At 45.5% G+C, this 18326-nt stretch carries 17 protein-coding genes; 10 read left to right on the top strand and 7 right to left on the bottom strand.

Annotated features, from left to right (window positions below; all coding sequences use genetic code 11):
* Positions 1-51 precede the first annotated feature (51 nt).
* Entirely contained in the window at positions 52-174 is a 123-nt protein-coding gene (locus tag ACUVJL_RS29585) for a hypothetical protein (RefSeq protein WP_333333954.1), read from the bottom strand.
* A 188-nt stretch (positions 175-362) separates the two neighbouring features.
* Between ACUVJL_RS29585 and ACUVJL_RS29580 the strand changes: the two genes are divergently transcribed.
* On the top strand, positions 363-710 hold the full coding sequence (locus ACUVJL_RS29580; protein ID WP_445249100.1) for a hypothetical protein: 348 nt from the start codon (positions 363-365) through the stop codon (positions 708-710).
* A 3-nt stretch (positions 711-713) separates the two neighbouring features.
* Entirely contained in the window at positions 714-977 is a 264-nt protein-coding gene (locus ACUVJL_RS29575; RefSeq protein ID WP_445249099.1) for a hypothetical protein, read from the top strand.
* A gap of 77 nt (positions 978-1054) precedes the next feature.
* On the opposite strand, the gene ACUVJL_RS29570 is transcribed toward ACUVJL_RS29575, so the two are convergent.
* The gene (locus ACUVJL_RS29570) at positions 1055-1357 is read right to left on the bottom strand and encodes a four helix bundle protein (RefSeq protein WP_445249098.1); all 303 of its coding nucleotides are present in this window, start codon (positions 1355-1357) and stop codon (positions 1055-1057) included.
* 81 nt (positions 1358-1438) lie between these two features.
* Between ACUVJL_RS29570 and ACUVJL_RS29565 the strand changes: the two genes are divergently transcribed.
* The 7 genes from ACUVJL_RS29565 to ACUVJL_RS29535 all read left to right on the top strand — a co-directional run bounded on the left by ACUVJL_RS29565 (position 1439) and on the right by ACUVJL_RS29535 (position 13719).
* A complete protein-coding gene (locus tag ACUVJL_RS29565) occupies positions 1439-4642 on the top strand; it encodes a hypothetical protein (protein WP_445249097.1) in 3204 nt (1067 codons plus the stop codon).
* 14 nt (positions 4643-4656) lie between these two features.
* Entirely contained in the window at positions 4657-5652 is a 996-nt protein-coding gene (locus ACUVJL_RS29560; RefSeq protein WP_445249096.1) for a hypothetical protein, read from the top strand.
* A 23-nt stretch (positions 5653-5675) separates the two neighbouring features.
* Positions 5676-6761 (top strand): hypothetical protein, encoded by a 1086-nt coding sequence (locus ACUVJL_RS29555; protein ID WP_333449855.1) that lies wholly within the window; start codon positions 5676-5678, stop codon positions 6759-6761.
* Between the two features lie 130 nt (positions 6762-6891).
* A complete protein-coding gene (locus tag ACUVJL_RS29550; protein ID WP_332946604.1) occupies positions 6892-7596 on the top strand; it encodes a hypothetical protein in 705 nt (234 codons plus the stop codon).
* Between the two features lie 169 nt (positions 7597-7765).
* A complete protein-coding gene (locus ACUVJL_RS29545; RefSeq protein ID WP_445249095.1) occupies positions 7766-9784 on the top strand; it encodes a hypothetical protein in 2019 nt (672 codons plus the stop codon).
* A 219-nt stretch (positions 9785-10003) separates the two neighbouring features.
* The gene (locus ACUVJL_RS29540) at positions 10004-10807 is read left to right on the top strand and encodes a hypothetical protein (protein ID WP_445249094.1); all 804 of its coding nucleotides are present in this window, start codon (positions 10004-10006) and stop codon (positions 10805-10807) included.
* A 521-nt stretch (positions 10808-11328) separates the two neighbouring features.
* Positions 11329-13719 (top strand): ATP-binding protein, encoded by a 2391-nt coding sequence (locus ACUVJL_RS29535; protein ID WP_445249093.1) that lies wholly within the window; start codon positions 11329-11331, stop codon positions 13717-13719.
* Between the two features lie 319 nt (positions 13720-14038).
* Here ACUVJL_RS29535 and ACUVJL_RS29530 read toward each other — a convergent pair whose 3' ends face one another.
* From ACUVJL_RS29530 to ACUVJL_RS29510, 5 genes are read right to left on the bottom strand one after another with little or no spacing between them, the layout of a single operon-like run.
* The gene (locus tag ACUVJL_RS29530) at positions 14039-14662 is read right to left on the bottom strand and encodes a hypothetical protein (RefSeq protein ID WP_106331512.1); all 624 of its coding nucleotides are present in this window, start codon (positions 14660-14662) and stop codon (positions 14039-14041) included.
* 11 nt (positions 14663-14673) lie between these two features.
* Positions 14674-15081, bottom strand: a complete 408-nt coding sequence (locus ACUVJL_RS29525; protein ID WP_445249092.1) for a hypothetical protein — start codon at positions 15079-15081, stop codon at positions 14674-14676.
* 11 nt (positions 15082-15092) lie between these two features.
* A complete protein-coding gene (locus tag ACUVJL_RS29520) occupies positions 15093-15320 on the bottom strand; it encodes a hypothetical protein (protein WP_445249091.1) in 228 nt (75 codons plus the stop codon).
* Positions 15321-15338: 18 nt separating this feature from the next.
* Positions 15339-15581 (bottom strand): hypothetical protein, encoded by a 243-nt coding sequence (locus ACUVJL_RS29515; RefSeq protein WP_445249090.1) that lies wholly within the window; start codon positions 15579-15581, stop codon positions 15339-15341.
* A 19-nt stretch (positions 15582-15600) separates the two neighbouring features.
* Positions 15601-17055, bottom strand: coding sequence for an RNA-guided endonuclease InsQ/TnpB family protein (locus ACUVJL_RS29510; protein WP_445249089.1), 1455 nt, complete (start codon positions 17053-17055; stop codon positions 15601-15603).
* A gap of 436 nt (positions 17056-17491) precedes the next feature.
* Between ACUVJL_RS29510 and ACUVJL_RS29505 the strand changes: the two genes are divergently transcribed.
* Positions 17492-18322 carry a ParA family protein gene (locus tag ACUVJL_RS29505; protein WP_445249088.1) on the top strand — a complete coding sequence of 277 codons (831 nt, stop codon included), beginning with the start codon at positions 17492-17494 and terminating at the stop codon, positions 18320-18322.
* Positions 18323-18326 lie beyond the last annotated feature (4 nt).

The raw sequence follows: 18326 nt of genomic DNA, 5'->3' as shown, positions 1-18326 counted from the left end.
TGCCTTTCTAGCTCGATGATAATAGCTGGTGTCAGTGTCGCTGGTTTTAGCTTAATACTCAATTTGCTTATCCTCCAAAATTTTTTGGCGTTCCACTTCTAATTGGCGTTGACGTTCTAACTCCTGAAGCTGTTGGTTAATTTGATTCCATCTTAAGTTGACACCAATGGGCACTGCCGTGTCCCTACCTACGCTCTCTGTGTACCTCACGCTTCATGAAAAGGGCTGTAACTTTTTTCACTTGCACCCTCCATTTAGAGGGGGTCATTGTCACTCTCAAAAATCACCGTATTTGGTGATTTTGCGAGCATTAGATGCAACTTAAATTGGCATTAAAGCACTAATTTAATCGAGATAGTGACATGGCTACTTACTTAGACCAAACAAGAACTGAACGAAATCGAAACTCATTATTACGCTGGTTAAAACAACAGAAAATTCAACTTAGCGACATTCCCTTCCTCGGCATTTGCCTAGCCTCACTCATCTACTTCAGCCTTCACGACCCGCTCCTAATAACAACTTTAGGCTGCTCCAGCATAGTCTTTTTGAGTTTGTGGCACACCGCTAAAGCAATCCCAATTGTAGAGCGATATATCGGCTGCAAAATTCGATTTTGGCACATTACCACTGCCATCATCACCTCTACTGCACTCTGCTCCGTACTCGATTCCCCCGCCAACGCCATCTTCCTCTCCGGCTTAGAATAATTCATGAAAGAGCTAGCAGAAGGAGCCTCTTCAGCGGGAGGCGAAGCCATTGATGCCGAGGTCATCGAACTGATTTTTAACCTCATTCGCGGAGCATTTCTTTTATTAGTAGCATCCGCGTCTCTTTTTGCTTACAACCAAGCGCAACAAGGCAATGACTGGCGACCAATTGTCACCCAAGTCGCCTTAGCTTTTGCCATTGTAATTGCCATTGATGTAATAACTTTCCTCTTCGTTGGCAATGGCGGTGGCGGAGGTGGAGCTTAGGGAAGAGTGGGAGAGGGGGAGAGGGGGAGAGGAGGAGAGGGGGAGAAGTTTGAAAACTTGCAACAACCCGATAAAAACTAGAGGGCTTCAACATCAGCTTCAGCTTCAGAATCACTTAATTTGGATACAAAAGCTCCTTCATAACGCCGTTTACGCCATGCCTCAGACAAATTGGCACAAACAGAACGCGAAGACCGACGAATTTGATCGGTCAATGAATATCGTTCCTCAACAGGAAACTTTTTAGAGAGTTCAAAAATCTGCATAGCCACATCTAATGCAAGTTGATACACTTCTAAATTTCGGTGGGATTGAATTGGTTTTCTGTTCATTTCAAACTCTAATTTCTTAACTCCACTTTCTATTATCCCCTCTCCCAATCACCCCCTCTCCCTCTCCCCCACTCTCCCCCTCTCCCCCTCCCCCACTCTCCCCCTCCTCTTCCCCCTCCCCCTATTACCATGCTCAAAGACCCAGATAAAGACTTTATTTCCGTCAACAAAATTCTCGGCAAACAAGCCAGCATCGGCATCATTCCAGCGGAACAGCTAATTCCCTGGATGCTAATCACTGTAATTTCCTACATCCTCACCAACGGCCTATTCAGCTTAGGAATGCCTTGGTTTTTCATCACTGCTTTCTGGCTAATTGTAAGCTGGTGGCTCCTGACAGGTAACAAACCTCACCTTTTTGTAGACAGGTTTAGACCTCCGCCGGGGAATGAGTGGTACAACGGCAATCTTTTATACCTTTCTCCCCTTCCCCAACACCGACCAAACCCGATTCGCCACCGAATCAGCGATTCACAAGTCCGAGTCAAACTTAAACCCAAACTTGCTCCCAATCAACAAGGAGGTAACAGCCGACTTATGCCATTCCAAAACTACCAAAACCTCCTGTGTTTAGTCACTATCAAAAAGGATGGTCGAGAAGTTTCCGGTTACTTACTGAATGAAGGCAGTCAATACCAAATTGTATTCGGATTCGAGACGGCTGGTTTTCACAACATTCTGTACCGCCATGAAGTAAACAACGCAGCTACTGCCTTAGAAGAAGGGCTAAAAGACATTCCCCCAGGCGAAAAAATGACCTTTCACACCGGCTGCTACAGCAGCGATTGCGTTCGCCAACAACAGTTAACTGAATTGGCTGACAACTGTCACCTCAAACCCATTTCTGTACTCGTTCGTAACGAACAGAAACGCATTCAAGAACTCAACTTAGCAGGCACCAGACAACTGTGGAACCAAACTATTTTCTGCACTTGGACATTCAACGCTCAATCTGGCTCCAAATCCAACGACCCTCTGAGTAAATTCATCAATGGAATTATCAACACAGCCAACAGCATTGCTGCACAATTTACAGGCAACCAGCGCATCTACTCTGAACGCTTTTACAAACAACTGCTGCTCGACGCTTTCGAGCAAGGCTATATCCGGTGGGAACTCTTGCTAAACACCAAAATTGGACTGGAAATTCAACCCATGAATGCCCAAGCATTGTGGGGATGGCTGTGGCAAAAATTCAACAGCGCACCCGTACCCCCTATTCCCCAACTTCTCACCTTAAAAGAAACCGCGTCGGACTACAAACTAACCGAAACCATCAACAGTCACAAACACGCCTGCACCATTTTAATTGAAGGTATGAGCGGCCGTTCGAGCTGCCCGGAACACAGAAAAGCTAGCTCACGCATTTTGCTCCCCGGCAGAAACGCAGAATGCGGCGTGCTAACAATGGAAGAGAGTCCCGGCGGCTGGCTCAATACTAGAGAGCAACTGCAATGGCTCTGGAAAATTATGAGCAACAGCTATGTCCGCGATACTGAAGCCGTTGTCGAAATTAGCGCCGCTCCCAACTTTATTATTCAAGACAACTTAGCAAGGCAAGCTAAACAATCTAAAAGTGCCAAAAAACGCGCTTTAGAAAAAGGTCAAGGTCGCGATGTAGGAGCAGAAGTCAAACAGGAAGAATCCTTTGAAGCCCAGAAAAAAATGTACAAAGGTTCAAGAGCAATTCACGCTGCTGTCACCTTCTTAGTTTACCGACCAACGCCGGAGCAACTAACACACGCTTGCCAAATGCTCTCCCACAGCTTCGGCTCTGCCAAGGTATTAAGAGAGCGCAACATTGCTTGGCAACTGTGGCTAGAAACTTTGCCCATTACTGTAAGCTGGCTGTTGCACAGCAGTTCGCTAATTAACGAACGCCGCCTCACCTTAGACACCGAAACTGTCCCCGGTATTTTGCCCTTAACTGCTGTAAGGGACATCGACTCAAAAGGAGTTGAATTCATCACCAAAGGCGGCAAACCCGTGTACGTTGACCTCATGCACAACCAAACCAGCCGCGCTGTCATAACAGGCGAGTCGGGTTCCGGTAAAAGTGTTTTGGGATGGCGATTTGCAGCCGATGCAATAGCCGCTAATATCCCAGTAGTGGGTATGGACATCTCAGCAGGAAGCGGCAGTACCTTTGAGACAGCAGTGAAACTGTTAGGCGACGACGGTGCGTACTACGACATCACCTCTGGCAGCTCGAATCTACTCGAAATACCCGATTTGAGGCGTTTTGACAGAGAAGAGCGATCGCGCCGACTAGACCAATGGAAAGAGTTTATCAGAAAAGCGCTGACTATTATCAGCATGGGCAAAGTCCGCGACCCAAAATTAGCGCAGCGAGTCGATGCCATTTTGCTGCTAACTCTGAAAAAATTTCTGGAAGACCCAGAAATTATCGAGCGCTACAATACTGCCTTTGAAAAAGGCTGGAAATCGACCGAATGGCAAGAAATGCCAACCCTTACAAACCTCCTCAAATTCTGCACAAAAGAGCAACTAAATCTGCCAAACTTTACCGACTTCGACCGCATTGCCATCAACCAAATTATCACTCAATGCAACGCATTACTAGCCTCACCTTTAGGGAAAGCAATTGGCAGACCGAGTACATTTTCACCCGAACCCGCTGTTAAGTTTTTTGCCCTTAGCGGTTTGGGTAACGAACAAGACCAGTATTTAATGGCCATTAACGCCCACGCTGCTTGCATCCGCAACGCACTTTCTCACCCTAAAAGCCTATTTATCGGAGACGAACTTTCGATTTTGTTTAAAAAAGACGGATTTGCTGAAGTAGTAGGCGAACTCTGTGCAGTGGGTAGAAAAAATGGCATTTCAGTGCTCTTGCTATCCCAAGATATCGACAGTATTTGCGATTGTAGTGCGGGAACTATGATTATGCAAAACATGGTGTATCGAATTACCGGAAGATTGACATCAAACGGAGCCACTTCTTGGATAAAAAATTTGGGATATCCGGCTGAAATTATTAGCCAAAATGCCACAGAAGCTTTCCTTCCCAGAGCTGCCGACCTTTATTCCAATTGGCTAATTGAAAAAGGAGGTCGTTTCTGGCAAAGCCGATACTATCCAGGCGAAATGATATTAGCAAGTGTGGCTAACAATCAAGCTGAATTGATGGCTCGTGCGCGAGTGATGGCTCAATATCCCAATACGTTAAAAGGGCAATTGCTAGCACTCAAACAATTTGCCTCTGAATACGTACAAGCTGTTAAAGAAGGACGTTCATTAACCAATATTGGCAAGAATGCAGTCACTGATATCAATGGCCACAAATCCCCTCAAGACCTTATTGCTAGCTAGACGGAGAAAAACCGATGAAATCACCGAAATTGCTTGTTAAACTTGCCCTCGGCATTCCTGCAATTTGGCTGAGCTTAATACTAAATTCTGTTGAAGCAAAAGCTCAAACCTCTGACAGCAATCCGACTGCAACACAGCTTCCCAGCTCAAACAATCCATCGGGCAGCACTTTCAACCGCTCCAGCTTCACAGTTCCCAATCAACAAATAGAAAGCCAAATCCAACAATCAGCTAATAACTTCTTGAGCAACCCGAAAGAAATAGGAGGTATAGAAAACACAATTAGCGACATAACAGGCGAAATTTCCGATACCATCTCCACCATCTCCGACAGCATCTCAGGCATCTGGGACAATTTGTTAAATAAAGTCGAAAAATTTAGCAGTGAAATAGAGTCAACCCTCTCTTCATTCCTGGGAGAATTGAAAGTTCCAGACCTAAAAGAAGCAGTTAAAAGCATAATGGACGGCAACACCTCCGAAAGCGAAGGGACAAAACTATCCGCTGCTTTAGAGAAGAGACCGCAAGATTCTTACAGCCTCAAAGAGAATACCGCAGAACTCGCAGAAAGAGAAAGTGCTGTCAGTGAAGCCAATAAAGCCACTCTCAGTAAAGAAGCTCAACAAAAGCAAGCTCAGATGAAAGAAATTGTCCAGCAAAACGTAGAGCAAACTAATCGCGAAAGCCAAAATTCAATGGAATTGGGTGCTGATTCAGAAGGTCAAGATGTCACACAGAACATTATGAGAAACATATCTCAACAAAGTGCGATCGCAGCTAAGCAAGCAGCCTTATCAGCAGAAAATCAAAGTGCCTTAGTCATGCAGGGCCAGCAAGCTCAAATCGATCGCAGTTTTGCCAACATTCTCAACGCTCAACAAGCTGAAGAACTCAACGAAATTAACACAGCCCAGAGACGGCAGGATGCTGCGGCGGCTACCGCTTCTTCTACTCAAGCCGGACTTTTTCAAATGCCGGGAGGCATCACCCTGGGGGCAAGCGAAGACTGAAATCACAACAAGGAGACACCGCGATGCTGACACAACTAATCGCCCAAACTAGCACAGCAGGACAAGCCCTGGACACTCTCTCTGATGCCATAGAAGTCTCTCAAAAAACCGTCGAATCGTGGAATTTAGTTTGGTTTAACACCTTCAACACTCAAGAATCCTCTCTCTGGATTGCCTTAGTCAAACTAGGACTAATTCTGGCGGGAATATCTGTTACTTACCTCGCTGTCACCAGTGGCAAAGAAATCATCGAAAAACAGTCTTGGTCAGAGCTAGTAGCCATGTTTATCTGGCCACTCGTAATTGTAGTATTTCTCAGCAACAACGGTAAAGTCTTAGCTGAAAGCGTCAAATTCATCAAAGCTGTAGGCAGCACTCAAGTTCAAGAAATTATGAAAATTCAAGTCGGAGAAATGACCTTCAGAACTGCCCTGAGCGACGTTAACCTCACCAGTGCTGGCAAAGAAGAAATTGAAAAACTGTACAGCGAATGTCAGGGCAAAGTTGGATCAGCTTTAGTGGAATGTTGGAACAGCAAAAAACAGCCAGCTCAACAAATCCTCCAGGCAGCCGAACAGCAAAATGGAGGACCTCTCAAAAGCTTGCAGAGATTTGTCGAAAACTTAGGCAATGTTGCCAATCTTCAGGATATAGGAAATGGCGATTTTGCCGGACAAGTTTTTCGGTCTACTGTCTTGCCCATCATTCGCTTAATTCTTAGATCGGTACAGTGGGCATTTGTCAATATTTTAGAAGCAGCCTTGTTGCTAACAGCTTTATTCGGGCCTCTGGCAATGGGTTTATCACTATTGCCACTCCAAGGAAAACCTATCTGGGCTTGGCTAATAGGATTTATGTCGTTATTTGGAGTGCAATTGGGGTACAACATCGTCGTTGGATTAGTGGCCGTAGTGATTGTCAAATCCGATGCAGAGTTAGTTACAGATATCGCCTTTTTATTCTTTTTAGCTGTGTTTTCTCCCATTCTTGCTGTGTTAATCGCAAAGGGGGGAGGAACAGCTTTGTACAGTGCGATCGCCAATAGCACCAAACAACTTACAGATATTGCCAGTAACGCGATCGGCGTTATTGCCGGAAAACTGATCTAGGGGAAGGAAATTCCGATAGCTTTTTCTTCACCGAACCGAGTTGTTACTCACTACTCAAACCCAGTTTCCCAATCCATTCCCTCCCTATCTCCCTATTCTCTATCCCCATCTCCCCATCCCCTTCGATAATATGAAATTTCCACAATCACAACCCTTACTCCCTGAATCTAAAAACACCTTAGCCTTGTGCTTTGTCCTGCTAACAAGCTTTGTTTGCCTCCTGACAATTGCTGTTTTAGTGAATACAGTCAGTTTGAGAGCCTTATCTCAAAGAAAAGTTACCTTTGTCCAGTTAAAAGACGGAACCGCAGCACGAATTGCAGAACAAGATGAACTGTACAGAGAGCCGAAAATCATCCAAAATTTTGTATCCAGTTGGGTAAATTTAACCTGGGCTTGGTCAGGCAAAATTCCCGGCACAAATGACCCAGACCCCGGCATTAAAGTTAAAGGTTCCCAAGTTCCTACAACTGCTTGGATGGGTTCCTTGATGATGGAATCAGAGTTTGGTAAAGCTTCCCTGGTCGAACTTGCCAAACTCGTTCCCAACACCATCTATTCAGGAAAAACCCGCTCTGGAGTCTATATCTCTCACATCTCAGAACCCAGAGAAATAAAAAGAGGAGTTTGGGAAATAGATGTAATTGCTACTCGCGTAGTGCTAGAGCAAGGCATTGGAGAAAGCCGAGAACAGTTTAATCGAACCTTCACCGTCAAAGCCGTAGAAATTCCCAAATCCCCTCTCAAAGAAAACGCTAATGAATTAGAGAAGACTATTCACTCTTTGAGAGCAGCCGGATTAGAAATTTCCCGAATTGTCGAATTCAAACCATAGAAGAGGAAAGAGACATGGAAAGGGGACGAACCGGCAAGTGGGTAAATTTAAAAACCTACCGTAACAACTAAATAATTTAAACATTTAGTATGTTCCATCCCTTTGCTTGAAGTCTTCTCTCTTTGCTTTTTTATGTACAGTTAAACACAACACATTCAACTCTAAAGCCATGACTAACAAAAGAAATGGATTAACCGAAAATCCAATTAATACCACTCCTGATAATAGTACCACTAGAGCCAATATGAATCATACAACTGCATCAAGTGAATATACCCCCAATAATGATGACGATAACATCAATTCCCCTATTTCCCCTTCTCCAAACCCTTCCCCTTCTGACGATGATATTGATGAAAACTTCATTGCTAATTTCGACCCCAATGCACCCCTAACACTTGAAACTCAATATCAACTCGCTCAAGATGAGGAAAGACCACTGCCCCCGCCTGTTTCCGAAAGAGGCGTTCCTAGAGCAGTGACAATGCTGCTGTTGACTGGTGGAATACTATTGCTAGGACTGCTGATTTGGCAATTTATCAAGCCTAAATCACCTCGCGAAGCTATCGCACAATCAACACCAAAAGAAAGCTCTTCTGGCACCATTAAAGATGAAAAACCGGAGTTGCTGGCTAAATTAGCTTACCTTGACCAACAAAAACTGTTAGCCGAAAAACCGCAAAAAACCGCAAAACCCAAAACAGAACCGTCGCCCAAACCGTCAAGAGCCCCACGAAATCCGCGAACTCCGCGTCTAGTCGCTACCCGGAGCGCTGCACCGCCACCTACTCCTCTACGCGAACCCCTACCCGCACCCCGAACAGTAGTGCGGACGGTAACAGTACCCGCACCCATACCGCAAAGAACACCCGCGCCGCCACCAGCCCCCATACCCAAACCGTTAATACCCCCACCTTTAATTCCAACTCCAACATCCGAAAAAATCGACCCGTTTGAGCGGTGGAACCAACTCGCTCAACTCGGACAAATTAGGGGAAATTTTGACCCTAACCGAATAGCGAATGCGGCGAGTGCAACACCAAGCACTCCAGCGACAACAAGTGCTACCGCCGCCGCTCTGACAAAGCCAGCTCCAACAACTGAATTCCTAACAGTCAATGTCGGCAACCAAAAGTCGCAACCCTCATACGTTTCTTTCGAGCAAATCCCACAAGAATTTTATAACCGCCCAAATAACGTCACCGGGGAAAGGCTACACCCGGAGTTTCCTGCAGGAGAGGACAGCCTCGAAACCACCGACAACTCCCAAAACTCAACTAACCAATTAACTCCGGCTGCCCTTTCTCCCCAAACAAGTTCCGATTTTACCGATAACCCAATCGAGACTGCGACTCGACTGAGCGAGTCCCAAACATCCTTGCCCGATACAGAATTTCAAACCCTTTCCCCAGAAACTGCTCCAGAAGCAGAAGCCTTAACAAATTCCCCAACCGCAGAACAAGTCAACTCTCCAGGGGTAAAAGGCATTCTCAACCGCACGCCCCAAACGGGCTCAACCTCCCAAACAGCTCAGGTTCCCCTGGGCACCACAGCCAACGGCGTAGTTTCGATTCCCCTGCTGTGGGATGAAAGCTCAAACAAACAGCAGGGAGACAAATTTGCCGTCACCCTCACAGACAACGTAACGGCAACTAACGGCTTTATTGCTTTTCCAGCCGGCACAGTTGTCATTGCCAAAGCCAACACCGTCAGCAAGACCAATCGCATGGTACAAGCTACTGCTGTGGCGCTCGTCTACTCTGATAGAAACGGTCAGATTAAACAGCAGCCCATTCCAGAAGGCGCAATTTTGATTGCAGGAGAGGGCGGAGGACCGCTGATTGCTTCAGGCTACTTCGACCCAGGGAACGATATTGCCGGACAGGATATCCTCACCGCAGTGCTGTCGGGAGTTGCACGAGTCGGTCAAGTGTTCGCAGAGCCTAAAGTCAGGAGCTCTAGCAGTATTAGCGGTAGGTTTGGGGGGAGTACAACCACCGTTGAAAGTCGAGACCCGCAAATTTGGTCAGCCGTCCTCGATGGCTTCTTCAGCCCCCTAGCAAAACGGATGGAAAGCCGCTCAGATAGAGCAACTGAAGAACTTTTAAACCGCCCTAATGTAGCTGTGGTTAATAAAGGAACCCCGGTTTCTATTACTGTTAACAGCTTTCTCAACATTTACCGATAACCGAGCCGTCGTGAGCGGGCGAGTGGGGAGTGGGGAGTAGGGAGTGGGTGGTTTTACTCAGCCCGCTGGCTGAGTGTAATCAATGCACGATATCAAATCCGTTACCATCGGAATTCTAAAGTTGAGGTCAATGATTCTCCATCATTCCCAACTCCCCATTCCCATCATTCCGGTGCAACCAAAATTGAATAGCTTTCTCAATATCTGCCGATAACAATTATGAATGCTACAATGCTTTTCCCAAGAATTAAAACTCTCAGTTTGTCAATCCTTGCAGCAGCGCTCGCTGCTGCGAGCTACCCGAACTGTGCTTTTTCTCAATCAAGAGTAACAGGCTATCAAACTGTGGGTCGAGACATTGCCGTCAATAGTGCGATCGATATTTTAGTCTATCCCGGTCGCGCAAGTGCGATCGACTTCAGCTCAACCGATGAAGCTCTCGCCTACGTTTTAATTGCCGACCCCTCAAAAATAGTTTTCAGCACCGATGCACAGTTGGCAAGCGGCCTTGCCAAAACTGTTTTCTTGCGTCCCATTCAAGCGCTCAATTTTCCGGGAGCTACCACAGCTACCATCACTAACCTTTCAATCAAAACTGTAGATTCAAAAGGCAAACAGCGACTTTACAACTTCAACATCGTTCCTACCAACAAAGAACCAGAACACTTAGGAATTCGCATCGCTCCCGTCACCCCAAGAATGTCGCCGACTGTGAACGTTGATAGAGGTCGCGCCCCCGCAGCATCAGATGTTGAAAAAGGATTGCTGATTGCCATTCAAAAAGGCTACACAGCAGCCAACGACCCAGTAGTCTACAGCGTGCGACAATTTTTAGCGCTAGTAAGAAATCACAATCTATCGGCGGCCGATGCTGCTGCACGAGCCGGAGTAGACTTGTCTGTGATTGTCGAGCTGAGCCGCATTGCACGAGAAGAATTCAACTACCCTGGAACAAGATTTCAACAGCGACAACCGCCAACAGCCCGAACTACTCGGCTTTTTAAAAGTCGCTCTGCTTTTTGATTGGAGCCGGAGCTGCGGGAATAGGTAACGGGAATGGGGAATGGGGAGTAGGGAATGGGGAGTGGGAGAGAATTGACTGACTGTCTCCTAACTTCCTATTACCCATCCGATTATCGAAAAGTTGAGATGCGAATCCTCTCCTCAATACTGCCCGCGCTGAGTCAGGCTGGAGCCTGTGTCACTAACCGCTCGCTCTGAGAACTTATGGCTTTTGACTGATTCAGATTGGTTTGAGGCTGCACTATTAATAGGAATTAGTCAAACAGCATAACGAGACCGAGCGGGGATGGTGAGTGAGAAGAGGAGAACTCTTCTACTTCTGGTGTTACTCCCCTCTGAAGAAGAACATTTTTTTCCTCATTCCCACTCCTTTTTTTTAACCAATGTTCAGCCCAAAAAGCTCAGTTCAAAAAAAGTCTGCCCTCCCGCTGCGCGTTGTGCTTACAGTCCCCAACGCTCTCCTAATTTCAACCTTACTAGCTCTAACGGGATGGCTTTCTTTTCAAACAGGGCGGCAGACAATGAATGACTTAGTTGCACAGCTATTGCCAGAAGCAACGAGCCGCATCTCTGACCGCCTTGACAACTACTTAAAAGAAGGGGTTGGGGTTGGGAAAGGAGAAGGGACTTATAAGAAAATGCAAACTGGTTCGGTGAACCAACTTCCCCCAAGTCAAACAGCCGGAGTCACAATCAAACCAAATGGGAAAAGAAATGGGTCAGACTCTCCAAAAACAATATTCCGTCAACAAAAAACAAATCCTGCTTTTCCCACCCCAACCTCAACATTCAACTTGCACGATTTCCACATCAGCCCTAACTGTCAAGCCTTTATCTTAGACCGTTCGGGACATTTAGTTGCTTGGAACGAGGTAACTGAACCAAAACCGTCTATTTCTGTTGACGGACTGCAGCGAGTTCGCGCCCAAGCTCTGCAACAACAAAAAGTAATCCAGCTTTCAACAGAGTATTTGCTTAAACATTATGGCAGCCTCGCTGCTATTAACAGCAGCCAAAATCTTAACTTTACTGCCAGCAACTCTAGATACTTACTGCAAGTCAGACCTTTTGAAAACTCTTCAAGCTTAAACTGGCTGATTGTAGCAGTTGTACCCGAAACCGACTTCACGGAAAAAGTTCAGGCCAATACTCGCAACACTATTTTGCTCGTGCTGCTGGCTTTGGTTCTTTCTATCTGCCTTTTGCTGTCCATTTCCCTAAGAATAGAACAGCGGCTGCTGCGGTTAATTTCGGCAACAGAGGCGATAGCTGGCGGCGACTTCGACTCAACAGTTTCAGGTAGCGGCGTTGCCGAACTCGAAGCCCTAGCCTGTGCTTTCAAGCGCATGAATTCCCAGTTAAAAGCATCTCGCCAGCGGCTAGAAGAATATTCCGGCGATTTAAAGCGGCAAGTTGCACAGACAACGAAGGAACTAAAACAAGCTAAAATTGCCGCCGAAAGCGCCAATCGCGCTAAAAGTACCTTTCTGGCTAACATGAGCCACGAATTGAGAACGCCTCTGAATGCGATTATCGGTTTTGCTCACTTGCTTGTGAACTCTAAAAAAACTGCACCGGAACAGCAGTCGAGTTTAGATATTATCAATCGCAGTGGCGAGCATTTGTTGAAACTAATCAACGATATTTTGTCGCTGTCTAAAATTGAAGCTGGTCAAATTACCCTCGAAGAAACTGCTGTTGACTTGTACAGTTTGCTCTCGGACATAGAACGGATGTTCCAACTCAAAACTCAATCGTCGGGATTGCAACTTGTTTTTGAACTCCGGAAAGATGTACCGCAATACGTCCGAACTGATGAAAGCAAGCTGCGTCAAGTTTTGATTAATCTGTTGGGTAATGCTGTTAAATTTACTGAGGCGGGTAGGGTGAAGCTGACTGTAAAATGCCTTCAGTCTATGGCTAAAAAACCTTTACCCAAATTCTTTCTCCAATTCTCTGTGAAGGATACAGGCCCAGGCATTGCGCCTGATGAGGTTAGCCGTTTGTTTAAGCCGTTCGTGCAAGCGGATGCTGGCAGAAAATCGCAAACGGGAACGGGTTTGGGATTGCCAATCAGTAACTCTTTTGTGAAGCTGATGGGTGGCGAGATTAAGGTCAAAAGTTCTGTGGGGAAAGGAACGGTTTTTAGTTTTTACATTAAAGTCAGTCATGCAACTGAGAGCGAAATTTATGACAGACAGCCGCAAAAACGAGTGAAGGGGTTGGCATCGAACCAACAAATATATCGCATTTTGGTAGCGGACGATGAGTCGGCAAATCGGTTGCTGCTAACTCAGATATTGAAGTCGGCTGGTTTTGTTGTGTGGTTCGCGGATAACGGAATTGAGGCGGTTAAGTTGTGGCGAAAGTACAAGCCGGATTTAATTTGGATGGATTTGAGGATGCCTGTTTTAGACGGTTTTCAAGCTGCTCAAAAAATTAGAGCTTTGCCTGACGGTTCTAATACTAAAATTATTGCTTTGAGCGCTAATGCTTTTGTTAAAACCCAGGAACTTGCCTTGTCGAATGGCTTTGATGATTTTGTTGCCAAACCGTTCCGAGAAACAGTAATTTTTGAGAAGATGGCGCTTCATTTGGGAGTTCGCTATATCTATCAAGAGGAGTCACCGAGGAAGTCCGAACAGGATGAGCCTGTTGTGCAACTGACTTCTGAGTCGCTATCTGTGTTGCCGAGGGAGTTGATTGAGAAGCTTTATAAAGCAGCCGCTTGTGGAGACGAGCAAGCGGTAAGGCTGTTGATTGAGCGAATTCCGCTGTCGCAGAAGCAAATTGCTCTGGCTCTGACTAAATTAGTTGACAATATGAGCTTAGATATTATCAGCGATTTGAGTCAGAAGTGCATTTCGGCCGATTGTACGAGCGCCAAATCCCAAGACAGTTCTCAAAGTTAACTGAGGTATTATCCGGTATTGTCCAGAGAATTTTTTATTTAATCCACCTCCCTGTTTAGAACCAGTACCTCAGATATCGATATATGAATTTCGGCAGTCCATTTCAGTCAGAGAGCATGAAGAAAACTGAAGCCAGTCAACCGTTCAACAGAGCGTCGCTTGTGCGATAAACGGAAAAGTTTTACTCGATGCTGGGAATACAATCAAAATCCCAACACTCGGAACATTCCGGCTGCACGAACCACTGGAATTTAGTGTGGTTTCCCAGACTTTTATTTTATCAAAATCAGGAAGTCATAGACTGTAAAATTTCAGGAGTTCATAAACACGGAAGGGTTGGGCGAGTCAACTGAACAATTTGCATTAAAATACCTAGAATTAGTTGAATATTTTCAATAAAATGCTCTGTTGTTTCAATATAAACCGTACTTTTTTCGAGTTTCATAAACTTCCAAATACTGCCGGTTGTAACGGCACCATAAACACAAGAAATACTGTTGTTTTTTTGAAGATTAAACATCTGGGCTGCCAACATTTCAGCAATGCACTGGGCAATTCCAGATTTGATATTGTCATTCTTGGCTTCGACAAGTGTAAACACAGGGGCGTTTAAAGATAATTGTTCTGGTGAATGGCTAATCATAAAGTCACAGACACCGTTGAGTCCTTTGACTCGATCGATATTGAATTCCGTACCGGAAAAGAGGCTGATTTGACGATCGCAGCGCCTGCGGAGTTCAATCAATACCGGAGCGACAATCATCTCAGAGCGCGCTTTTTCCGTGTCGATTCCCAAGGCTAAGGGAATATTTTCTGCTAAGGTTTCCTTTAAAAGCTGACTGGGTTCGATCGGTTCTACAGCCGTAATAACTTCAGAGACTTCTCGAATTGTCAATCCGAGTTTATTTTTAATATCATCTAGGGAAAATTCGCTATAAGACATAGTTCCACCTTTCACTCCGCCGTTCTAACTTTGGCAAATTTATCTCTAACGTCTTGAATCTGTTTACCGTCCCATTTATCCCCGATGCTAGTTACTGCAATATCCCGTCGCTCAAAATCCACTCCGATGACTCGCTCTGAAGGGATAGGATCTGGCCCTTCATTTTTGAGTTGAATGTGGATGTAGTATTGCCCGTCACGGTGTTGGCACAGTTGAGCGCTATTCGGTACTCTGCTCTTGAGCTTGCCTCTATGGTAGTTACCTGGCTTCAACTGAATATGTTCGCGTCCATCCAGTAATGTCAGGCTGACTTTCCAATCCTTCTCTCTGGAAGCAAAGATTCGAGCATCGTAGTCGGCGCTGGTAGCAGCAAACGCCTTGACAGACTTGCCCTTGAGTTTTGCGGTTAGCACCAACACGAGCACAAACTCTAACTGCTTGATTGGCGCTTAATCCAAACTGTTTTCGTAACTGTTGATAAACCAAGTTCTGAATCGTGGTTTTGCTGGTTATTCCAGATTTTACCGTTTGATTGGCCGGCGTTACAAGCATCCGCAAACGCCTTCAGTAGAGCATCTATTTTAGAAGCTTGCTCAGGTGTCGGTTGGAGCTTGCAAACTCTCGTCAGAACTTGTTCCATGATAAGCGAAAATATCACAAGGTGATCTGTTTGATTTTAAAACACAAATGACTCAAATTCCGGGAAATTCAAGGCGACGGTCGTCGCAGCCGCGTTCCTCCCGATGTCTGAAGCCATTGGCTTCCCGCTCGTTTTTTGGTGAGAACGTTTTTTAGGAGTGCAAGCATCCTGCTCGCTTGCATTTCTATCTCGCGAAAGAGAACTCCGGCTCGCACTCCTGTTTTTCGGTAAAGCTTTCAAACCAATTGCTGTTTGCCCACTACGAAACGGTTCTGGCATCTGCTAGCATCTGATACATTTACGCGACACTTACCCGGCTATTACCGGACAAAGTAACGATAGCACTATCGCCTGCATAGGAGATAGAGGCGGTATCCCGCAAAGCTTTCAGTAAAATACCAAAAGCACCATTATAATCCCGTGGGATTGAGTAGCCACATTCTGGACAAGTAAAGACTTTAGAACCACCTAACTTTTGATGTACATGACCGCAATGGGTACAAGTTTTAGATGTGTATTCTTCAGTGACATCAATCACGCTGGCGTTTCTGATGTTTGCTTGATGTTTGATGGTTTGCTTGAATCTGTAATGTGCCCAAGTCAACATTGCTCTAGCAGTTTTTGAACGAATCTTTCTTCGTGCCTTGGCTACCATTTGGGAAGACTCAAAAGTAGGAAGAAATATGACCCGATAGTTGCTAGTTAAATAGCAAGCGGTTTGTTTTTGGCATTCGTCTACTAAATTACGAATGCGTATTCTCATGCGATGAGCCGCTTGCCTCATGCGTTTTCTGCGCTGTTTGGTGGCTTGAGATATTCGGCTCATTAAGTTATCTAAGTGTTGACATAGACGAGCGATTCGTCCCATGTCACCGCCTCCAAACTCAATAAATTTATTGCCATCAAATCCGGTCATAAATGTCCTCACGCCAGGATCTAATGCAATAATTCCCGTTGCTAAGGTAGGCTGCACAGTAACTGGCACTGGGAACACCGCAAACCAACGACCCTTGCAGTACAATAAGTGAGTACCTTGACTGCACTCAGGAATCACCTCAGAAGCTTTGAAGGTTAATCCTTTTGTTAAGGAAGAATACCAAGTGCCTTTGGTGAAATTTGTATTGTTAAATTTGATGGCTTGAGAGTAATCTCTGATGCTACGAAACTTGGCGTCTTTACTGGCTTTGAAAGCTCTGTGAGCATCAAAAATAGCATTCTGCCTGATATGACAAGGCGTTTCTTTTACCCATTCTGGTAAATCACCTCGCATTACTGAGTTTCGTAATTCCTGCTTGCTTAAGCGCTTTTTTCGCTGCATTGCTATTGCTTGGTTAAAACAATAACGACAGGCTGCTAGCCATTTACGCCAAATTTTATTTAATTCCTGACTGGGGTAAATCCTGAGCTTCTTTGATTTGAGATTTATACTTTCGCCGGGAGTACAATCTACTACTAAAGCAGTGGAGGACTGTAAGCACGTCTTCAACCATTTCTTGTTCTGGACTAAGGTTTGTTTCGCCCGGTACCACGAGTTTACACCGGTTTTGCTCGCAAAGCCATTTGAATTCGTCAAAGCCGAATCTTGCCACTCGCTCTTTGTGGGGAATGACAACCATTCGGACATCTCATGAGAAGACTCGTTCCAATAAGGTAAGAATCTTTTGGATTTTTCCTGCTTCTTCCCAACGTCGGAGAGTTCTTTCGTTGACTCCAAGGATGGACGACGATTATGAGGATGGGACGTACCTGACAAGAGTGTTTTCCTCAACTCTTGTTTTATTATATCAGATTGTCCGGCGATGTCTAAGTAATGTTTGATTTAGTTAGTCCTCTTCCCAGAAAGTTGGATCGCGCTCGCTTAGCTCAGATATTGATATATGAAGTTTGATTGCATTTCGGTAGATTGTACGATCATCATCCCAAGATGGTTTTCAAAGTTAACTCGGCGGTTATAACGTAGCTCAGATATTGATATAGGTCGTTCGGTTTCCATCGAGCGATCGAACGAACATCCTTTTAAACTGTCTTGTCTGGTACTAAACTTGACGAGATTCTGCTCGACCGACTAAATATTAACTTGCTGTTTCAACGTGGAACCCAACAGTGGTTTACCGTGATGCTCTCATATATCGATATCTGATGCCTACTCTCGATATATCATACTTAAATCATCTACTTAATTCAAAACCATGCAAATTCGACTAGCAGTCATCAGCAATGCTGGCGGCACTGGCAAAACCACACTTTCAGTTCACCTCGCCTACGAACTGGGGTTAAGGGGTTTGAAAGTAGCCATTATGGATCTCGACCCCCAAGGCTCCCTGACCCTTTTTTGCGGTCTAAATCCGCCAGAGCCAGAACACACACTGTCCGCCATAATGCGAGAAAGCTTCAATGGCTCTTGGCCTCTTACTCCTAGCTGGAGTCCCCACACCAATAATGTAACCGTTTGTCAAGGCGGAATGACGCTGACGCAAACAGCAGACGAGTTAGTTCTGCACAAGCGTGGCGCTTATCTTCTAGGCGATTGCCTGAGCGACTATCCAATGGATCACGACCTAATTATCTTCGACTGCCCCGCTACCCTCGGCCCCTTGCCCTTGATGGCACTAACTGCTTGCACTCATATAATAGTGCCCGTACAGCTCGAACCAAAATCAATTCAAGGAGCAGCTCACCTGCTGGAGTGGTACTACCACCATTGCAAACAATTACGCCTCAAGCCGCAACCAGAAATCTTAGGGTTTGTACCCAACCAATACGATACGAAACGAGCCGTCCACCGACAACTTTTAGAGTCATTGCCAGCCCAGCTAGAGCAGATGAATATCCGCGTTTTTCCACCAATTCGGGACAGTGCAGAATTTGTCAATGCCAGCGGTCAAGGATTGCCATTACACCTTTATCGCCCCCTTCACCCAGCTTTAGGCGACTTCAAAGAAATTGTTAAGCACCTGGCTACTTTAATGGGAAATGGAGTTGCTCCGGCTATTGCCAAAAAAGGAAAAAAAAAGAAATAGTGTT

Source organism: Microcoleus sp. OTE_8_concoct_300 (genome assembly GCF_031383065.1).
Lineage (GTDB): Bacteria > Cyanobacteriota > Cyanobacteriia > Cyanobacteriales > Microcoleaceae > Microcoleus.
Note: the sequence above shows the minus strand (reverse complement) of the source record. Positions and strands in the feature narration are given on the sequence as shown.

Excerpts from the sequence above, each read along its gene's own strand:
- ACUVJL_RS29580 (WP_445249100.1), top strand. The coding sequence starts at position 363 with ATGGCTACTTACTTAGACCAAACAAGAACTGAACGAAATCGAAACTCA.
- ACUVJL_RS29575 (WP_445249099.1), top strand. The coding sequence starts at position 714 with ATGAAAGAGCTAGCAGAAGGAGCCTCTTCAGCGGGAGGCGAAGCCATT.
- ACUVJL_RS29565 (WP_445249097.1), top strand. The coding sequence starts at position 1,439 with ATGCTCAAAGACCCAGATAAAGACTTTATTTCCGTCAACAAAATTCTC.
- ACUVJL_RS29560 (WP_445249096.1), top strand. The coding sequence starts at position 4,657 with ATGAAATCACCGAAATTGCTTGTTAAACTTGCCCTCGGCATTCCTGCA.
- ACUVJL_RS29555 (WP_333449855.1), top strand. The coding sequence starts at position 5,676 with ATGCTGACACAACTAATCGCCCAAACTAGCACAGCAGGACAAGCCCTG.
- ACUVJL_RS29550 (WP_332946604.1), top strand. The coding sequence starts at position 6,892 with ATGAAATTTCCACAATCACAACCCTTACTCCCTGAATCTAAAAACACC.
- ACUVJL_RS29545 (WP_445249095.1), top strand. The coding sequence starts at position 7,766 with ATGACTAACAAAAGAAATGGATTAACCGAAAATCCAATTAATACCACT.
- ACUVJL_RS29540 (WP_445249094.1), top strand. The coding sequence starts at position 10,004 with ATGAATGCTACAATGCTTTTCCCAAGAATTAAAACTCTCAGTTTGTCA.
- ACUVJL_RS29535 (WP_445249093.1), top strand. The coding sequence starts at position 11,329 with ATGAATGACTTAGTTGCACAGCTATTGCCAGAAGCAACGAGCCGCATC.
- ACUVJL_RS29530 (WP_106331512.1), bottom strand. The coding sequence starts at position 14,662 with ATGTCTTATAGCGAATTTTCCCTAGATGATATTAAAAATAAACTCGGA.
- ACUVJL_RS29515 (WP_445249090.1), bottom strand. The coding sequence starts at position 15,581 with ATGCCAGAACCGTTTCGTAGTGGGCAAACAGCAATTGGTTTGAAAGCT.
- ACUVJL_RS29505 (WP_445249088.1), top strand. The coding sequence starts at position 17,492 with ATGCAAATTCGACTAGCAGTCATCAGCAATGCTGGCGGCACTGGCAAA.